The organism is Pseudarthrobacter sulfonivorans (assembly GCF_024391045.1).
Classification (GTDB): Bacteria; Actinomycetota; Actinomycetes; order Actinomycetales; family Micrococcaceae; genus Arthrobacter; species Arthrobacter sulfonivorans_B.
Window position 1 is genome coordinate 103,551 of the sequence record NZ_JANFCZ010000009.1, and the last position, 16,604, is coordinate 120,154.

Below are 16,604 nucleotides of genomic sequence, written 5' to 3' on the forward strand. Positions count from 1 at the left end.
GAACTCGATGTCAGCTTCCAATTCCCCTTCCGATACCGCAGGCCGCTCCGGTTCCACCGGTGCCAGCGAAACGCGTTCCAGCGCCATCATGGCCGCCGGCACGCTGGTTTCGCGGTTCCTGGGTTTTGGGAAGACCTGGATGCTGGGTGCCGCCCTCGGCCTCGGCTCCACGGTCAACGACACGTTTATCAACGCCAACAACCTGCCCAACCTGATCTTCCTGCTGGTGGCCGGGGGCGTGTTCAACGCCGTGCTGGTGCCGCAGATCATCAAGGCAAGCAAAGCTCCTGACAGGGGAGCGGATTACATCAGCCGGCTGCTGACCCTGGCGGTCCTCCTGCTGCTCGGGCTGACTGCCCTGGTCACGCTGGCGGCGCCATGGGTCATTGACCTGACCACCCAGGGGTACTCACCGCAGCAGAAGTCACTGGCCGTTGCCTTCGCCTTCTGGTGCCTGCCGCAGATTTTCTTCTATGGCCTGTATGCCCTTCTGACGCAGGTCCTCAACGCCAACGGCGCGTTCGGCCCGGCCATGTGGGCGCCCATCATGAACAACATCGTGGCCATCGCCGGCTTGGGCATGTTCATCTGGATCTTCGGCCAAAACGCCGTCAACCCGCACACTTTGGACAACTGGGGTTCCACCCAGACCCTCCTGGTGGCGGGGTTCTCCACCATCGGCGTGGTGGCCCAGACCGCCATCCTGCTGATCCCGGTCATCCGCCTCAGACTCGGCCTTCGGCCCAAGTTCGGGTGGCGCGGAGTGGGACTTGGCCAGGCAGCGAAGCTGAGTGTTTGGACGCTCCTGACCGCCGCCGTCGGGCAATTGGCCTTCCTCTACGTCATGCGTATCGCCACCATTCCGGGCGCCGAGCGTCTCCGGCTGAAGGAGTCAGGAGATCCCGCGGGGGACATCCTGCCGGGCAACGCCGTCCTGGAAGTGGCCAGCCAGCTGTACCTGCTGCCCCACTCGATCATTGCGTTGTCGCTCGCCACCGTCCTCTTTAACCGGATGACCCGCGCCTCGCAGGACGGCAACCGGGCCGAACTGCGTGATGCGCTCTCGCACGGCCTCCGCACCATGGCCGTGGCCACCGTCTTCGGAGCGCTGGCGCTCTTTGCCCTGGCCGGTCCGCTGGGAATGTTCTTCTCCGGCGGACTTCGGCAGGACGGCGTGATGCTGGCCCAGACGCTGACCATCCTGGCGCTGAGCACACCATTCATGAGTGCCAACTTCATGATGTCCCGGGTATTCTACGCCAACGAGGACGCCCGGACCCCGTTCTACGTCCAGCTTCTGCTGGCGGTGGTTTACGTTGTCGGGGCCTTCGTCATCCAGTTCATGCCGGTGGGCCAGATCATTTACGCGATCGCCATCCTGTACATGGTGGGCAATATCCTCTCGGTGGTCATCAGCGCGTTCTTCCTGCGGCGCCTGCTCGGCCACCTGGACGGTCCACGCATTGCCAACTCGTACATTCGGATGGGTTACGCCGCGCTCGGTTCCGCTGTTGCCGGTGCCGGTGCCCTGTGGCTGATGGGCAGCTACAGCGCGGACGGATTCGCCTGGAGCGACCGGATTGCCGCACTCCTGACGGTGGTGGTGGTTGGTCCCATCATGCTGGTGGCCTACGTCTTCCTCCTCAAGGTGTTCCATGTTTCGGAACTGCGCGATCTGCTGCGCCCGCTGCTCGGGCGTCTGGGCCGCGGCGGCGCGGAACCGTCCGCCGCAGCGGAGGGGACGCCGTCGTCGTCCGCTTCCGCTTCCGGTTCCCGCTCGGAGGCGGAACGTCCGACGCCGGAACGCGCCACGGTCTCGGTGGATACCGGTCTCATCCCGCGCATCTCGGGCGAGTTCGACGCGACGTCGTTCCGCGCCGGACCGGCGCCCGCGCGTCATATTCCCGCGGCACCTTCGGAGGCGCCCCAGGGGGACGGCACCCAGCCAGCTGGAGAATACCTGCCGGCCGAAGACGTTCCCGCCACCGCGCGCGGCGGGCTGCTGCGTGAAGAGATTCCCCTTCCGGGCCGGCGCACGTTCCAGGGGCAACCCGGCAGGAACCCGCATTTCAAGCCTCGACGGCCCCGTAAAAAGTGATCTCCACGGCGTTGCCGGCTGCCTGTCGACCGCGGCGGACATGCCGAATCGGCTAGGATCGAACCTGAACAGGGGTAGTTTCAGGCGGCCACAATCCGGCCAGCCGGCCGGCTTTTTACCGGCTCCGGCCGGCAGTGGACTCGTCGATGCCTGCAATGCCCGGACAGTCTAGGAGGAACACGTGTCCCACCCGATCGACGTTGGATCAGTACTCGGCGGCCGCTACAAGGTCACAGCCACGGTACTGACCTCACACGACCAGGATCTGGTGCTGGACGGTGTGGACCAGGTGCTCAACCGTCCGGTCAGCATTCTGGTCGCAGGCCCGGACAACACCGAGCAGGTGGCCCAGAGCGCCCGCGAGGTGGCCACGGGGGAGCGTCCCGGCAGTGTCCAGGTCCTTGACCTCGGCGTCACCGAAGCAGCCACGTACCTCATCACCAACCACACGTCCGCGGCAGACCTCCTCGACCTGGTGGTGGCCTCCGATGCGCCCTATGTTGAGCCATTCTTCACGGACACTCTGGGCAGCGAGATCTTCGGGCAGGCGCGTTCGCATGAGCCTGAACCGTATGACGACGAGGAGAACGTCGACGCCGGCTACATCAAGTATGCGGACAGCCACCCTGCCCAGGTTGACCCGTACCGGCAGGCACCCACCGTTCCTCCCGTGGTTCCGCCCCGTCCGCCCATCGGGCCGACCACCCGCCCCGCTTCGGGTGCGGCTGCGGGCGCTGCCGATGCGGGGGCTGCCGGCCTTGCCGGCGGAGCCGCCGCTGCGCGCCAACAGTCCACCGCGCCCCAGCAGGTGCAACCCCAGCAGGTGCAACCGACCAACGGCGGGTCCGGTGTGTCCGGTGCAGGTTCCGGGTCCGGACGGGGCGCGGGTGCGGCTGCGGGGGCTGGTGCGGGTGCCGCAGCTGGCGCGGCAGCCAGCCAGGCGGAGCACCGCACGGGCACCGAAACACCGAAGGTATCCCTGTGGTCAGAAGACGACTACTCCTATGGGGATCAGGATGCCGCCCGCGGCGAAGCGGAGCCGCAGCCGGTAGTGCAGTCCAACCGTTCGGCCTCGGCCTTCCCTTCGCCGGCCCGCAAGGCGTCTCCGGCCGCGGCGGCCGTCCCCCCGGCCCGTGATTCCAGCGAATTCTACGAGGATGAGCCTGAGCGGGAGCCCCGGTCCATGCGCTGGCTCGTGGGTGGCCTGCTTGCCGTTGTACTGGTCGCGGGGATGGTGTTCGCCCTCACCAATCTGGGCAGCCTGTTCAATGGGAGTCCCCAGGCCAACCCGTCCACGGCGACCACCGGCACCCCCGGTCCCGGCACGGGAACCCCGACACCGAATGCAAGTTCGGCAGCGCCGCCGGCAGTACCGCCCGCCATCGAAAACATCACCCGTCAGGGCGATTTTGATTTCGCAGCCACCTACGACGTGGACCTTGTGAAGGCGTTTGACGGCAATGCTGCCAGCTACTGGTCGGACATGGAGTTCGCTACCGAAGCCTGGGGAGGCCTGGCACCCGACGGTGTGCCCCTCTTTGTGAAGTTGAAGAGTCCCGCCACGGTTTCGTCCATCACCTTGACCCAGCTCGGCGCATCGGGCGGCAACCTCAGTGTCTACACCAATGACCGTCCGTCACTGGATGGCGCCAAACTGGTGGGAACCAACGGCTTCACGTCAACGGATCTCACCATGCCCCTGGCGGAACCGGTCAAGGCCCAGTACGTGATTGTGTCCATCAAGGCACTGCCCAAGCTGGCCGCGCCCAAGACTCGCTACGGCTACGGAATCCGCCTGGCGGAAATCAAAGTCCAATAACCGCAGCGCGGACCATCGCCGGTTAGGGCGCAGCCAGCCCTGTACCAGCCGCGGGCAGGGGTCCCCGGAATATTCACTACCAAGATTCAGTTGTGCCATGTGGCCGGTCGAGAAACCCGGCGCATCGACTAAGGAAGAGGTTCACCGTTCAGTGAGCAACGCAGAAAACACCGCGTCCGAAGTACGTGATGTCATCATCGTCGGCTCGGGCCCGGCTGGATACACGGCCGCGGTCTATACGGCCCGCGCCAATCTGAAGCCCCTTCTGTTGGCGGGTTCAGTCACCGCCGGCGGCGAACTGATGAACACCACCGATGTAGAAAATTACCCGGGTTTCCCGGAAGGGATCATGGGGCCGGACCTCATGGAGAACTTCGAGAAGCAGGCGGCCCGGTTCGGGACCGAGATCCAGTTTGAGGACGTCACATCCTTGGACCTGGAGGGTGACATCAAGACCGTCACCATCGGTACGGGAGAAACCTTCCAGGCACGGGCGATCATCCTTTCCACCGGATCCGCCTACCGGGAACTTGGCCTGCCCAACGAAAAGCGACTCTCCGGCCACGGCGTCAGCTGGTGCGCAACCTGCGACGGTTTCTTTTTCAAAGACCAGGACATTGCGGTCATTGGTGGGGGAGACTCGGCCATGGAAGAAGCCCTGTTCCTGACCAAGTTTGCCAAGTCCGTTACGGTGGTCCACCGCCGCGACACGCTCAAGGCTTCCAAGATCATGGCCGACCGTGCGTTGGCACACGAGAAGATTTCGTTCATCTGGAACAGCGCTGTTGACGACGTCATCGGGCAGGACAAGGTCACTGGACTGAAGATCAAAAACCTTCAGGACGGAACTGTTTCAGACCTCGCAGTCACCGGCGTCTTCGTAGCCATTGGAAACGACCCCCGCACGGACCTCGTCAAAGACACCCTCAAGATCACGGCCGAAGGCACCATTGCCGTGGACGGCCGGAGTTCCAGGACCAGCGTCGCGGGCGTCTTCGCCGCAGGTGACGTTGTAGACCCCACTTACCGCCAGGCCATCACCGCGTCGGGTTCAGGCTGTGTCGCAGCCATCGACGTGGAGCATTACCTCGCAGACCTGCAGGCATAAGACCCCACACCGCATTCGAAGAGAAAGACAATGCTATGAGCAACGCTAAAGACGTAACAGACGCAAGCTTCGGTACGGATGTACTTTCAGCCGACAAACCGGTGATCGTGGATTTCTGGGCTGAATGGTGCGGCCCGTGCCGTAAGCTGGGACCCATCCTCGACGAGATCTCCGTGGAGTACAGCGAGAAGGTTAACGTTGTTAAGGTCAACGTCGACGACAATCCTGCCATTGCCGCCGAGTATGGAATTACCTCCATCCCTGCTGTGTACCTTTTCCAGGGCGGCGAAGTGAAGAGCACTGTTATTGGTGCCCGGCCCAAGCAGTACTTCGAAAAGGAATTCGCTGACGTCCTTTCCTAACGGGTAAGACGCCTTCGTCCAACACTGTGGCCGCTGCCTCTCGCGAGGCAGTGGCCACAGTCGTTTAATGGCGCTGGCGGATTTCAGTTTTTGAACTTCTGTAGGTTGCTTCTCTGCGCCAAGAGTCCAGCACGACGCTGCCTTGATCTGGAAGCATCCCTGGAGTGCTGCGCCCGTTTGATGGGCCCTTCCAGCCACCCTTGAGATCCTCTTGAGACGCGGATTGGCCGATCTCGCGTTCACCGATCTCGCGCGAATTCACCGATCCCGCAGGCCATCGAATAGCACTTCTGAATTGAGGCCTGCCGCTTGGCACGCTTTCTGTTTCACGTGAAACAGTCAAGAGATCCGGAGCCACTTCGAGAGGGGAGCCGAGTCAGTAGCCTCAGACTTCGAGTGCTGCACACCGTTCCATAAAACCCAGTTGGCCAGGTACCCCCATATGTTGGCTGTGGACGGCACAACTACCGGATGACAATGTCTATCGGGTGAACTAACACTCGACTACCCGGCCTGCCTAGGGATTCATATTCCGCGGTGCCAATGACAGCGGTGAGCTACACGCCAGTTCAGTCGATCCGCGCTGCGGGTGGACTCGAGTCGCTGCTAACTTTCCATGGCAAAGAAAGTCAATACCCCAGTCAATTCCGGCCACCACACAGATCGGTGGCGGAATCCATCCGTGGAGCCCACCTTTTGGTCTGTCTGTATTTACTCAAGGGAGTGTCTGCCTGGCCCGAAGCATTCCGGACCCTCTCGTCGGATGCTAGGGCCACACACGGCTGACAGGCCCAACTTCGTCCCTGACCATCGATAAGCGTTAGGACTGCGTGGTGCAGGGGAACGCCATACAACACCCAAGACACAAGGTCGAGAGCCAGAGCCCGCATATTGGTAGGTGGACTACCGCAACACCGAGTTTTCCAATAAAGCTCCTAATACGATGGACACTGCATGAAGCGACGGACAAGGAGAGAGACGCGTGCATCGTTTCACGTGAAACGCGCGTATGTGTGTGTCGCTGAATGTTTCACGTGAAACAGGCGGTGCCACCCCTTCAGACCTGGAAAAGCTTCTGTTGTCCGAATCGAGCACGTGTTCGGCTCCTGAACCCAGGCCCGGAACACCCACCTCGGGGCCATGCGCTCACGGTATCCGCCGAAACGGTTCCAAGCGGTGATCCACCGAGAAATTCGACTTACTCAAGACCATTAGGCACTAAGTCCCGTCACGCTCAAGGCACAGGACGATCCCTTACCCCAATGAAGTCCAGCCAAGAATCTGCCCGATCCGTCCGGTGGAGCCGGTACCCGATGCAATGTGGGCCAAGGCATCGATTGTGCCAGCGCTTGCGCCGGCCCACTGGAGCAAGTACTAGCATCGCATGGACAATCGAGATTCAAAACTAGAGACTTCCGACGGATAGGCACTCTTCCCACCCAATTGCCCGTCGCGGTACCGCACCCCAACACGGGCACCATGTCTACAAGCTAATCTTCCGGGCGCCGCGAAGGCCTTCCCGGGCCCGCCGCCCACAACTGGGTCGCGGTGTCAGCTGACCAGGAAGGCGATTCGGCGGGTGCTGTGCCTTCCTCAATTCATACGCTTCTGAGCCCTGTTTACCAACCTCGGCGTGAGGGCTAAGCCCGCTCCAACGTCAAACTCGAATCTCTGGACTGCAGAACGCCAAACACCAGCTGATGCCAGCCATTCCGCCGACAAATACAGTGGGGTGAACTCGTAACGAGCCATCGGATTAGGCGCCTCTCCACCGCATCTGGGACCTTGCTTATCGCCGCCGTTGAAACAGGGAAGCCGATCTGGCTACGCGGCAGTGCAGAGCCTGCCCAAGCAGTCCGCGATCGGCATGGCCACGCAACAGGCGTCAGGCTGGGATGTCCCCTGCGACAGTTGCCACTAGGGAAGGTATGGCCCTACGTCCACATAATAGACTGGGATGTTTCACGTGAAACGCAGCCGATTCCTTCCGGTACCGTTACCACGACGACCGCCAGCAATCCTAGGTACCCATACGCGGAGGACAACCGCGCAGATAGGGGCTGAGGCTGAGAACCAGTCGCCACCACCGAGGCCAGAATGTTTCACGTGAAACATGACCACCGAAGGGGAGACCCCCAGGCCGTTCGCCGCCACCCCGCCAACAACCCTAGACTCCACATCTTTCGGCACAGGATATTCAGTAGGCTTACTAAGCTATGCGACGTCTTCCGGACCATGAGACAACGGACCCTCCGCAACAAGCACCCGCCGTGAGTCCATATGCAGCGGGACATGCTCCGGAACCAAAAGTACCGCTGATGGAGCCCCACCTCAAAAGAAGTGCCATCGTGTGAGGACGCCAATTTGCCAAGCTGCCAACTCGGCGAGCCCGTCGGCCGTTTGGAAGCATATTCCGCCAGGGTCTAGACGAGTGTGAAATCGTAATCGTCGGTTGTCAGTCAATCAAAGAGAAGGACACGACACTACATGGAGAATGACGCAGTCGTGGGGGGAGACCATCCAGTCCATCCACCCAACCAGAAATCCAACTCGAGACCGGAGGACATGAGACGCTAAGTGCCTCGCTGGCTCAGTGCTTTGTTCTGCTGGTGCCTCCGGCTCGTTGCTTGGTGGTGCTTCGGAATTGGAGTCTCCCGTGTTCGATTCGACCAAGAATGAGAGCGCTGGTGACGGCTTGAGAGTCAACAGCAGCCAGAGACTCGAACTGGCATTACTCGGCGAAGAACAAATTTGAACGTTATCCCCAGAAGTTATCCACAACCTTATCCACAGGCATATCCACAGACTTATCCACCGCCGACCTAGGGGTGGAAATCGAGACAACTCGAGACGCCGGTCGCGACATAACCGTTCTTACGCAAAATCTGAGCCAATTGGCCGTGGCTGACTACTCAGTGAGCGGTCTTTGGTTCATTCAGGCCTACGAAATCGAGCTTAATCATCCAGTTACTGGCGATTTCTAGCTTCCCAGTGCGGACCTAGCGTGATGCCAGTCACGTTTCACGTGAAACGATTTAGCCAGACGCCGTTCGTGCCTCGGGGGAGAAAGATTCAGTCCCGGCCAAGAGCGAGCTAGCTCACAAGTTATCCACGCCTAGCCCAACACTTGTCCACAAAGTTACCCACAGGGATATCCACCACCGTAACCTGCCAGCAACTAACTCTCCAGCGTGCTCCCGCCCGAGAATTAAATACCCACAATTCTCAGCAACCATCGCCTCCAAACGAGGCACCGCACCAAGGCAGATCATTCCCGACTCCGGACCTTTGGTGTCTACTGAAGAAATTGGACCCATCGATGCGGCAGGACTGTGTCAGTCGCACGTCAAATCTGGCACACCCTGGTGGGTGGGATGCGGCCGGCGGGAACCACAGACTTGCACTAGATGTGCCGCGATTAGATCTTGAACTATTGAGGAATCCCAACAGACTGCGGTTCGGCGCGAAACTATGCTGCGGGGGAGGGCTTAGCGGACGACCATAGAGGCGGGAGGGACACGCACAGCCAGCTCGTCAGGGAGACGGCGTAGTTCAAACCAGCTAGCAACGTGCGGCACACAGGAAGACGGAAAGCCGACGCGTCTAGGAGATTAGGGCACAGCCCAAAGAGTTGTGAAGGCGGCATCCTGCAAGTAGAGCATCCACACTATAGTCTTCGCGCCGCCCGAAGTGGGGCCTGCCCGAGGAATGATGAGTATTCACCGCCGGCTTGGACTCAGCTTCGGCCATTCTCCAGGCCACCCTGGCTGTCTACTCCCAATCATCGGGTCGGCCCTGGTGTCGCATAGGGTTCTTCCATTGAGCTGTCGGCCTCCTAAGCATCGCGTTCAACAGAACGGAGAGGTTGGGGTTTACCTCATGGAGCCTGAGGCAACCACGCGGAGCACGACCACCTTCTACTATGGTCCTTTTGTATGGCCAATCGATCCACAACAGCGTGTAGCTGTCGGCCGACTACGAGCCCTGGAACACTCGAGTTTCTTCAATTACCAAATGCATCGGACCTGCCGATCCCACACCTGAAGGACCTGCCACACAATCGCGCAGGACAGCAGCGCGTTAAGTCGACCCAGAGTGCCCTCGCCGATTGAGGTCCCTCCAAACCCGCGAGGCCTCAGCCATTTGTTGTCTACCGACACTTTGGATCAGCGAGACCAATCCGTAACGGCATCCGAACTGTTGACGGCTAGCCACCCCTATCGAACATGGAGGTTGGTCCATCGTTAGAACCGACAGCGGTGTGGGCTGACAGGGACCGCTGCTAGAGCACCACCCTGCACGGGAGACACTCGCGAACCCCCACCAGTAGGGAGGTTACGCAATCCGATGCACGAAGGCGCAGCACCTAGTCACTCGATCGGATAGGGCCAGGCAGATCAGCTTCCAGGATCTTCCCTTCCGTTACCCAGATGGAACGACTCCGCCATGTCGTAAGACCAGTCGTATTGGAGTTTCACGTGAAACATCACGTGAAACTCCACCGGAGTGAACTCCACGGCGGAGGCATTCGCAGACACCATAGAGTGGTTCCTGCATCGAAAAGGCCGAATGTCCTAGTTCCTTCGGGTCTCAGGAGCGCGGTGCCCCCGGGGCAATGCGACTCCCATATGACCGCGAAGACCGGACACATCGCAAATCCCAACCCGTCGCGTACTTCTCGTCCTACGTTCGTCGGCTTGGCTGGGCATGGAAAACCAAGCATGCTGACTGATTTCGGCCTAGTCGGCTGCCCGCGGGCGTTCAATTTCCCCACTGCCTCGGTCGACCAGGCAGTTACCTAGCCAGATATCGACAAATCATGCAGTCCAACAGCAAGGGCAAAGGCCTCCAGAGGTCTGGGTCCGGCCTAAAGCCCGCGACCTCGAATCCCGGCAGTCCGCTACCCCCAAACTCGTGGCGACCTCATACTGGCCGACGTTTCACGTGAAACCGTACTCAGCGGCCACGACCCGATAGGGCGCACAAGTCCTGGGAAACCACAAGCCCTACCGAACAATCACCAAAAACTCGGACCTGCCAGCAGCGTTCGGTACAGGAACACAAGGGGCCTCTCACGGCACAGAGAGAGTCCCCAGCAGAAACTCCGAAATTAGTGGATCAATGCATGAATCACAACAGGCTCCGGACCAATAGCGACAGCAACCATCGATCAACACCGCGAAGCGATCGCGCAGCTGTCCTGCTGCTGACATGGCGGGGCTTGCTGGGTCTGAGCATTTCTCGCTCCAATGACAGTGACCGCACGCCGCCGAGTCGTCACATCTGAGAGAGGAACCCGGTGGAAACATCGCTATTCCAGCGCCGGCATCTGCTCCAGGCAACACGCAGCGGACATGGCTCAACCCAGGACTGAAGAGCACAAGCTTGGGTGCCCAGGAGTCCAGAAACGCCCCTAGGTGGACACAGAGCGCCCCAGACGGCTCCAGACAGCCTCAGAAGGCCCCACACAGCCCCAGTACGCTCACCGACACAGCCATCGGAGTATCGGCATAGCACAACGTCAGGCGCTGGGGCGGCCCCGCTTGCACCAGAACTCCCGACATGATGGGCACAGAAAAGGGCCTGTTTCACGTGAAACAGGCCCTCAACTAGCTTCCGTGCAGCGGAAACTAGCTCTCAGATCCAGGAGCAAGTACATCCATGATCCTGTTCAGATCCTCAACACTCGCAAATTCAATACTCACGCGACCTTTTCGGACTCCAAGGGAGATCTTGACATTGGTATCCAACCGATCGGACAGCGACGAGGCCAAGTAATCCAGCCGTTCGTGGCGGGCCCCCGGACGCGGAATATTGTTCTTGGCAGGCTTGGCAGGATCCTGATACAGCGTCACGGCCTCTTCGGTGGCCCGTACTGACATGCCCTCAGCCACAATCTTTTGCGCGAGACGCTCCATTGCGGCAGCATCCGGCAGGGCGAGCAGGGCCCGGGCGTGGCCGGCGGAAAGGACGCTAGCCGCGACGCGGCGCTGAACCAAAGGCGGAAGCTTCAGCAAGCGCAGGGTATTGGACACCTGCGGACGCGACCGACCAATGCGGTCGGCGAGCTGTTCGTGCGTTGTACCGAAGTCTTCGAGGAGCTGCTGATAAGCCGCGGCCTCCTCGAGGGGATTCAGCTGGCTGCGGTGCAGGTTCTCCAGAAGTGCGTCGCGGAGGAGATCATCGTCAGTGGTGTCCCGGACAATGGCAGGGATCGTTTCCATGCCGGCGGCCTGGACTGCCCGCCACCGGCGTTCACCCATAACCAGCTCGTAGGGTTCTCCACCCGCTTCGGTTGAGGTTCGGACAACAATTGGCTGGAGAACGCCGATTTCACGAACGGAGTGGATAAGCTCCGCCATGTCGTCCTCATCGAACACAGAGCGGGGCTGTTTACGGTTCGGGTGGATATCGGAAACCGGAATCTCGGCGAACCGGACCCCGGGCACCTCGACCAGGTCGACGCCGTTGTCCGCGTCGCTGATCACGGCATCAGCTGCCGCCGCAACGGAGGCGACGTCGGCCGCCGGTTCCGCCGGCGACGGGGCGGTGTGGGATGACGGGGCACTGTGAGCCGACGAAGCCGCAGGGGTCGAACGAGTCTTGGCAGTTCCCTTGGTCGGAGCCGTCGAAGCGTCGGGTTTCTCCGCCACCCCGGCGGAAGCCTTGGCCGCAGAGGCTCCGCTCGTCGCGGCCCGGTCATTCGATCCCGGAGTGTCCATGGCCGGGGTTTGCTTCCGCGTGGGGGTAGCCGATCTCGCGGACAACTCCGGCGTTGCCTCAGAGTCCGCTGTATCGGCCGTCGACGTGTCGACCTTTTTGCGTCCCTCAGGAAAGAAGAGGTCTACGGGCCGTGACGCAGGTGTCCCGTTTCCCGACCCGTTACCAGCGGCGGAACTTGGAATGAGTGCGCCAAGACCGCGGCCCAGGCCGCGTCGCTTCTCGCTCATGGATAAATCCCTCCGATGGAAGAGTCCGGCATTCTGCCGGACTTCCGTTGTTGCATTTTTTGAAGATTCTAGCGCTCAGCGATTTCCGCTGCGGCTTCCAAGTAGGACAGTGCTCCACTGGAGGAAGGATCGTACGTCATCACAGTCTGCTGGTAGCTCGGTGCCTCCGAGATACGCACTGAGCGGGGGACCACAGCACCCAGGACCTGGTCCGGGAAGTGCTGACGGACCTCGGACGCGACCTGCGCCGCCAGGTTGGTGCGGCCGTCGTACATCGTCAGGAGAATGGTGGAAACGACCAGATCCGCGTTGAGGTGCTTCTGGATCATCTCGATGTTCTTCAGCAGCTGACTCAAGCCCTCGAGGGCGTAGTACTCACATTGGATGGGAATCAGGACCTCACCAGCGGCACAGAACGCGTTGACCGTCAGCAAGCCCAGGCTCGGCGGGCAGTCAATGAAAATGTAGTCAAGACGCTCCTCACCGTTCTTGGCACGGGTCTTGGCATAGACATCGATAGCCCTGCGCAACCGCTGCTCACGCGCAACCAGGGAAACAAGCTCAATCTCAGCCCCGGCCAGGTGAATCGTCGCAGGCGCACAAATCAGGTTGCTGATGTCCGGGCAGGGTGCCACCACGTCAGCCAGCGGGAAGTCGTTGATCAGGACATCGTAAATGCTGTCTACGTCGGCGTGGTGTTCCACGCCCAGGGCGGTGGAGGCGTTGCCTTGCGGGTCAATGTCGATGACGAGCACATTCAGGCCGGCAGCAGCGAGAGCCGCCGCAATGTTCACGGTAGTGGTTGTCTTACCCACCCCGCCCTTCTGGTTGGACACCGTGAAGACGCGGGTCTTGTCCGGCTTGGGCAGTTCACGGCCAACCAGGCGCTCACGGCGCTTGGTCTCGTGCGCAAGCTCGCGAGCGATCGGACTGGAATCGTCCATCGTGTCGATGACGTTGGTTTTGCCGGCTGAAGACGTTTCACGTGAAACAGACGCAAAACTTGCGACGCCTGCAGCCGGATTCGGGTGATTTTCACCGCGAACCGGTGCGGAACCCATACCAGCAAATGAACGTGCTGACCCCAAGGACACAAACGGGGGGATCCGTTGTGTGTGGGCTTCGCTACTGGTCACTGGGACACACTCACTCTCATTCAGCTGTTGCTGCCGTTGTCTAGCCTAACCGCTTCGTCCTGCAGACCAAGGTTACCGGGCCTTGACTAAGCAATCTTTCGGGACTTGTTTACGACGATGCGGACAACGGTGGTGGGTTCCTCCAACAGGCCCTCGCCGACGGTCACCACGGTCGTCTCCACTCCGCCCAATTTGCGGATCGTTTTCGCTGCTTTTTCAATCTCTTCGCTGGCGCTTCGGCCCTTGATGGCCACGACCTCACCCTTGCCCGCCAGCAGGGGGATGGTCAGGCCAGCCAGATTGCTGAGCGCGGAGACTGCCCGGGCGGTGACCACGTCAGCATCCACCATGCCTACCGCGAGCTCCGCACGCGTCCTCATCACTGTGACGTTGGTAAGGCCCAGATCGTCCACCACTTCCTGGAGCCAAATCACGCGGCGCTCCAACGGTTCGATCAGCGTCAGCTCCAGATCAGGACGCGCTATGGCCAGGCACAACCCTGGCAAGCCCGCACCGCTTCCGACGTCAGCAACGCGACTGCCGTCGGGGATCTCGCTTTCGATGACGGCACAGTTGAGCACGTGCCGGCTCCATAACCGGGGAATCTCGCGGGGCCCGATGAGGCCGCGTTCCGTCCCCGATGTTGCGAGGTGTTCAACGTAGCGCTTAGCCAGGTCCAGGCGGTCGCCGAAGATCTTCTCCGCTGCCAGCTGTTCAGCTGCCGTGATATCAACCATGGTTAACGGTTCAGCAATTCTCTAGTCAGCGGATACGACGATATGGCGGCCGGCGCCTTCGCCTTCGGATTCACTGACCAGGCCAAGGTCCGCGACGGCGTCGTGGACGATCTTGCGTTCGTAGGCACTCATCGGTTCCAGAGCCACGGCCTCGCCGGTCTCCTTAACGGTTGCAGCCGCATCCTCGGCAATCTTCTGGAGGTGGCCGGCCCGCTGCTGGCGGTAGCCGTTGATGTCCAGCACCAGGCGCGAACGGTTCTCCGTCGCCGAGAGCACAGAAAGCCTCGTCAGTTCCTGGAGTGCCTCAAGGACTTCGCCGTCTTCGCCTACCAGGCTGTCGAGACCATCGGTTTCTTCTTCGGCGACGATGGAGATGTAGGTCCGTCCGTTGCGGACTTCGATGTCAATGTCACCATCGATGTCCGCGATGTCGAGGAGTTCCTCCAGGTAATCTGCAGCTACGTCGCCTTCCTCTTCGAGACGGCTGGCAGCAGTGCCCTTGGGGTTGCTTTCGGTGTCCGTCGAGGCTTCGTCCTGATCGTCAATGACTTCATTGGAGAGGGCGTGTTCGGTGCTTTCGGCTGACATTACTTCTTCTTCCTGTTCTTACGCTGGGGCTGGACGCGCTGTGCCTTTTGCTCGATAACCGCCGCGGCGGCAGCTGCCTCTGCTGCGGCGTCGGCCTTCTTCGCACCCAGAACCGGGAGGGCCGGCAGGCCCTTGGCCGCACGGCGCTCGGCGAGGGCCTTGGCGGCGGGGGATCCCGGCGTCGGCATGCGGCGGATGACAAAGAACTGCTGCGCCATGGTCCAGAGGTTGGTGGTGGTCCAGTAGATGAGGACACCGATCGGGAAGTTGATGCCGCCAACGCCGAACACGACGGGCAGGATGTAAAGCATCATCTTCTGCTGGCGCATGAACGGGCTTGCCATGGCCTCTTCGGACATGTTCTTGGCCATGATCTGCTTCTGCGTGATGAACTGCGAGGCCGTCATGGCCAGGATCATCACAATGCTGAGGACAACCACCGAGACATTGGTGGCACCGCCGTGCAGCAGTGCTGAGGACAACGGTGCGCCGAAGATGCTCGAAGCATCGAACTCCACCACCTGCTCATGGCTCATCGCGCCGATTCCGGCCCCCTGGTCCTTGGCCTGGGAAATTCCGGACAGGACCTGGAACAGGGCGAAGAAGAACGGCATCTGGATCAGCATGGGCAAGCAGGCGGAGAACGGGTTGGTGCCGTGCTTCTTGTACATCGCCATCTGTTCCTGCGCCATGGCCTGGCGGGACAGCTGGTCAGTCTTGCCCTTGTATTTGTCCTGCAGCTTCTTCAAGTCAGGCTGAAGCAGCTGCATGCCGCGCTGGGCCTTAATCTGCTTGACGAACACCGGGATCAGGGCGGCGCGGATCACCAGCACCAGCCCGATGATGGACAACGTCCAAGTCCATCCGTTCGCAGCGGGCATGCCGATGGCACTCAGGCCATCGTGGAATCCAATCATGATGATGGAAACCAGCCACTTGAACGGGGCCATGATTGTTCCAAAGAAGTCCATACTTATCCCTATTCGTCAGGCCGCAGAGCGGCCTTCTTCATCAGTCCGAGCAGCCAGATACTTGTCCGGGTTGTTCAGCACAACAATTGTGGGGGTCCGGTTGTCGGCCCAGTGGTTGTGTCCGGCGGGGACATGGTCCACACCGCCGGCGTTCCATGGATGGCAGCGTGCCAGGCGCCGGGCGGCGAGCCAGCTGCCCTTCACTGCACCGTGGACCGTGATCGCCTCAAGCGCATAGGCCGAGCACGAAGGAAAGAACCGGCATACCTGGCCGTACAAGGGCGAAATCACCTTGCGGTAGGCCATCAGCAGCAGGATAAGGATGTTTTTGGGCAGGTTCCAGACGAAGGTGCCCACAGCGGCAAGCGCGGGAAGAAGGTAGCGGACGACGGCGGCAGTCACGTTACGCACGCTGTGTCCCTTCCTGTGTTGTACCGGTTGAACGGTCTACAGCAGCCCGCGGAAGGCGGCTGCCCAAGCGGTTCGTGGTCGACTCCAGTGCCGAGCCGTAGTCCGCCAGCAGTTGGTTCCAGCTGGCGTTCGCGGACGCAGGCAGCGCCCGGACCACTATGGCGAACCCGGTACCGTACTCGCGCAGCGAGCAGGCAGCGGCTTCCCTCAGTCTCCTCTTAACGCGGTTCCTGACCACAGCGTTCCCGACACCTTTGGAAACGATGAACCCGATCCGGCTGGGTTCGTCGGCAGCAAGGGCTGCCGCATATAACACTACGTTCCGGCGTCCATTGCGGACACCGGAACGTACGGTTGTTGAAAAATCAGTTGCAGTCCTCAAACGGTTACGGGTGGCCAGCACCTTAAACTCGCAAAGAAATGT

General features: G+C 60.9%; 11 protein-coding genes. 4 read left to right on the forward strand and 7 right to left on the reverse strand.

The features are described from left to right. Positions 1–7: 7 nt before the first annotated feature. The 4 genes from murJ (at position 8) to trxA (ending at position 5,387) form a co-directional block, all read left to right on the forward strand. Positions 8–2,098, forward strand: a complete 2,091-nt coding sequence (gene murJ / locus NQJ30_RS08335) for a murein biosynthesis integral membrane protein MurJ (protein WP_255769425.1) — start codon at positions 8–10, stop codon at positions 2,096–2,098. 181 nt (positions 2,099–2,279) lie between these two features. Further along, complete coding sequence (locus NQJ30_RS08340) at positions 2,280–3,917, forward strand: ABC transporter substrate-binding protein (RefSeq protein ID WP_255769427.1); 1,638 nt, start codon at positions 2,280–2,282, stop codon at positions 3,915–3,917. Between the two features lie 151 nt (positions 3,918–4,068). Continuing rightward, a complete protein-coding gene (gene trxB / locus NQJ30_RS08345) occupies positions 4,069–5,025 on the forward strand; it encodes a thioredoxin-disulfide reductase (RefSeq protein ID WP_255769428.1) in 957 nt (318 codons plus the stop codon). Between the two features lie 35 nt (positions 5,026–5,060). Continuing rightward, on the forward strand, positions 5,061–5,387 hold the full coding sequence (trxA, locus tag NQJ30_RS08350) for a thioredoxin (protein WP_255769429.1): 327 nt from the start codon (positions 5,061–5,063) through the stop codon (positions 5,385–5,387). A gap of 5,630 nt (positions 5,388–11,017) precedes the next feature. Here the strand turns inward: trxA and NQJ30_RS08355 are convergent. The 7 genes from NQJ30_RS08355 to rnpA all read right to left on the reverse strand — a co-directional run bounded on the left by NQJ30_RS08355 (position 11,018) and on the right by rnpA (position 16,583). After that, on the reverse strand, positions 11,018–12,337 hold the full coding sequence (locus tag NQJ30_RS08355) for a ParB/RepB/Spo0J family partition protein (protein WP_255769430.1): 1,320 nt from the start codon (positions 12,335–12,337) through the stop codon (positions 11,018–11,020). A gap of 68 nt (positions 12,338–12,405) precedes the next feature. Then, the gene (locus NQJ30_RS08360; protein ID WP_308215169.1) at positions 12,406–13,473 is read right to left on the reverse strand and encodes a ParA family protein; all 1,068 of its coding nucleotides are present in this window, start codon (positions 13,471–13,473) and stop codon (positions 12,406–12,408) included. 86 nt (positions 13,474–13,559) lie between these two features. Further along, positions 13,560–14,210 (reverse strand): 16S rRNA (guanine(527)-N(7))-methyltransferase RsmG, encoded by a 651-nt coding sequence (gene rsmG / locus NQJ30_RS08365; protein WP_255769432.1) that lies wholly within the window; start codon positions 14,208–14,210, stop codon positions 13,560–13,562. A 21-nt stretch (positions 14,211–14,231) separates the two neighbouring features. Beyond that, positions 14,232–14,798, reverse strand: a complete 567-nt coding sequence (locus NQJ30_RS08370) for a Jag family protein (RefSeq protein WP_255769433.1) — start codon at positions 14,796–14,798, stop codon at positions 14,232–14,234. Then, the gene (yidC, locus tag NQJ30_RS08375; RefSeq protein WP_255769434.1) at positions 14,798–15,769 is read right to left on the reverse strand and encodes a membrane protein insertase YidC; all 972 of its coding nucleotides are present in this window, start codon (positions 15,767–15,769) and stop codon (positions 14,798–14,800) included. Before yidC ends, NQJ30_RS08370 begins: the two co-directional genes overlap by 1 nt. A 15-nt stretch (positions 15,770–15,784) precedes the next feature. After that, positions 15,785–16,180, reverse strand: coding sequence for a membrane protein insertion efficiency factor YidD (gene yidD / locus NQJ30_RS08380; RefSeq protein WP_255769435.1), 396 nt, complete (start codon positions 16,178–16,180; stop codon positions 15,785–15,787). After that, the gene (gene rnpA, locus NQJ30_RS08385) at positions 16,173–16,583 is read right to left on the reverse strand and encodes a ribonuclease P protein component (protein WP_255769436.1); all 411 of its coding nucleotides are present in this window, start codon (positions 16,581–16,583) and stop codon (positions 16,173–16,175) included. Before rnpA ends, yidD begins: the two co-directional genes overlap by 8 nt. Between the last annotated feature and the right edge of the window lie 21 nt (positions 16,584–16,604).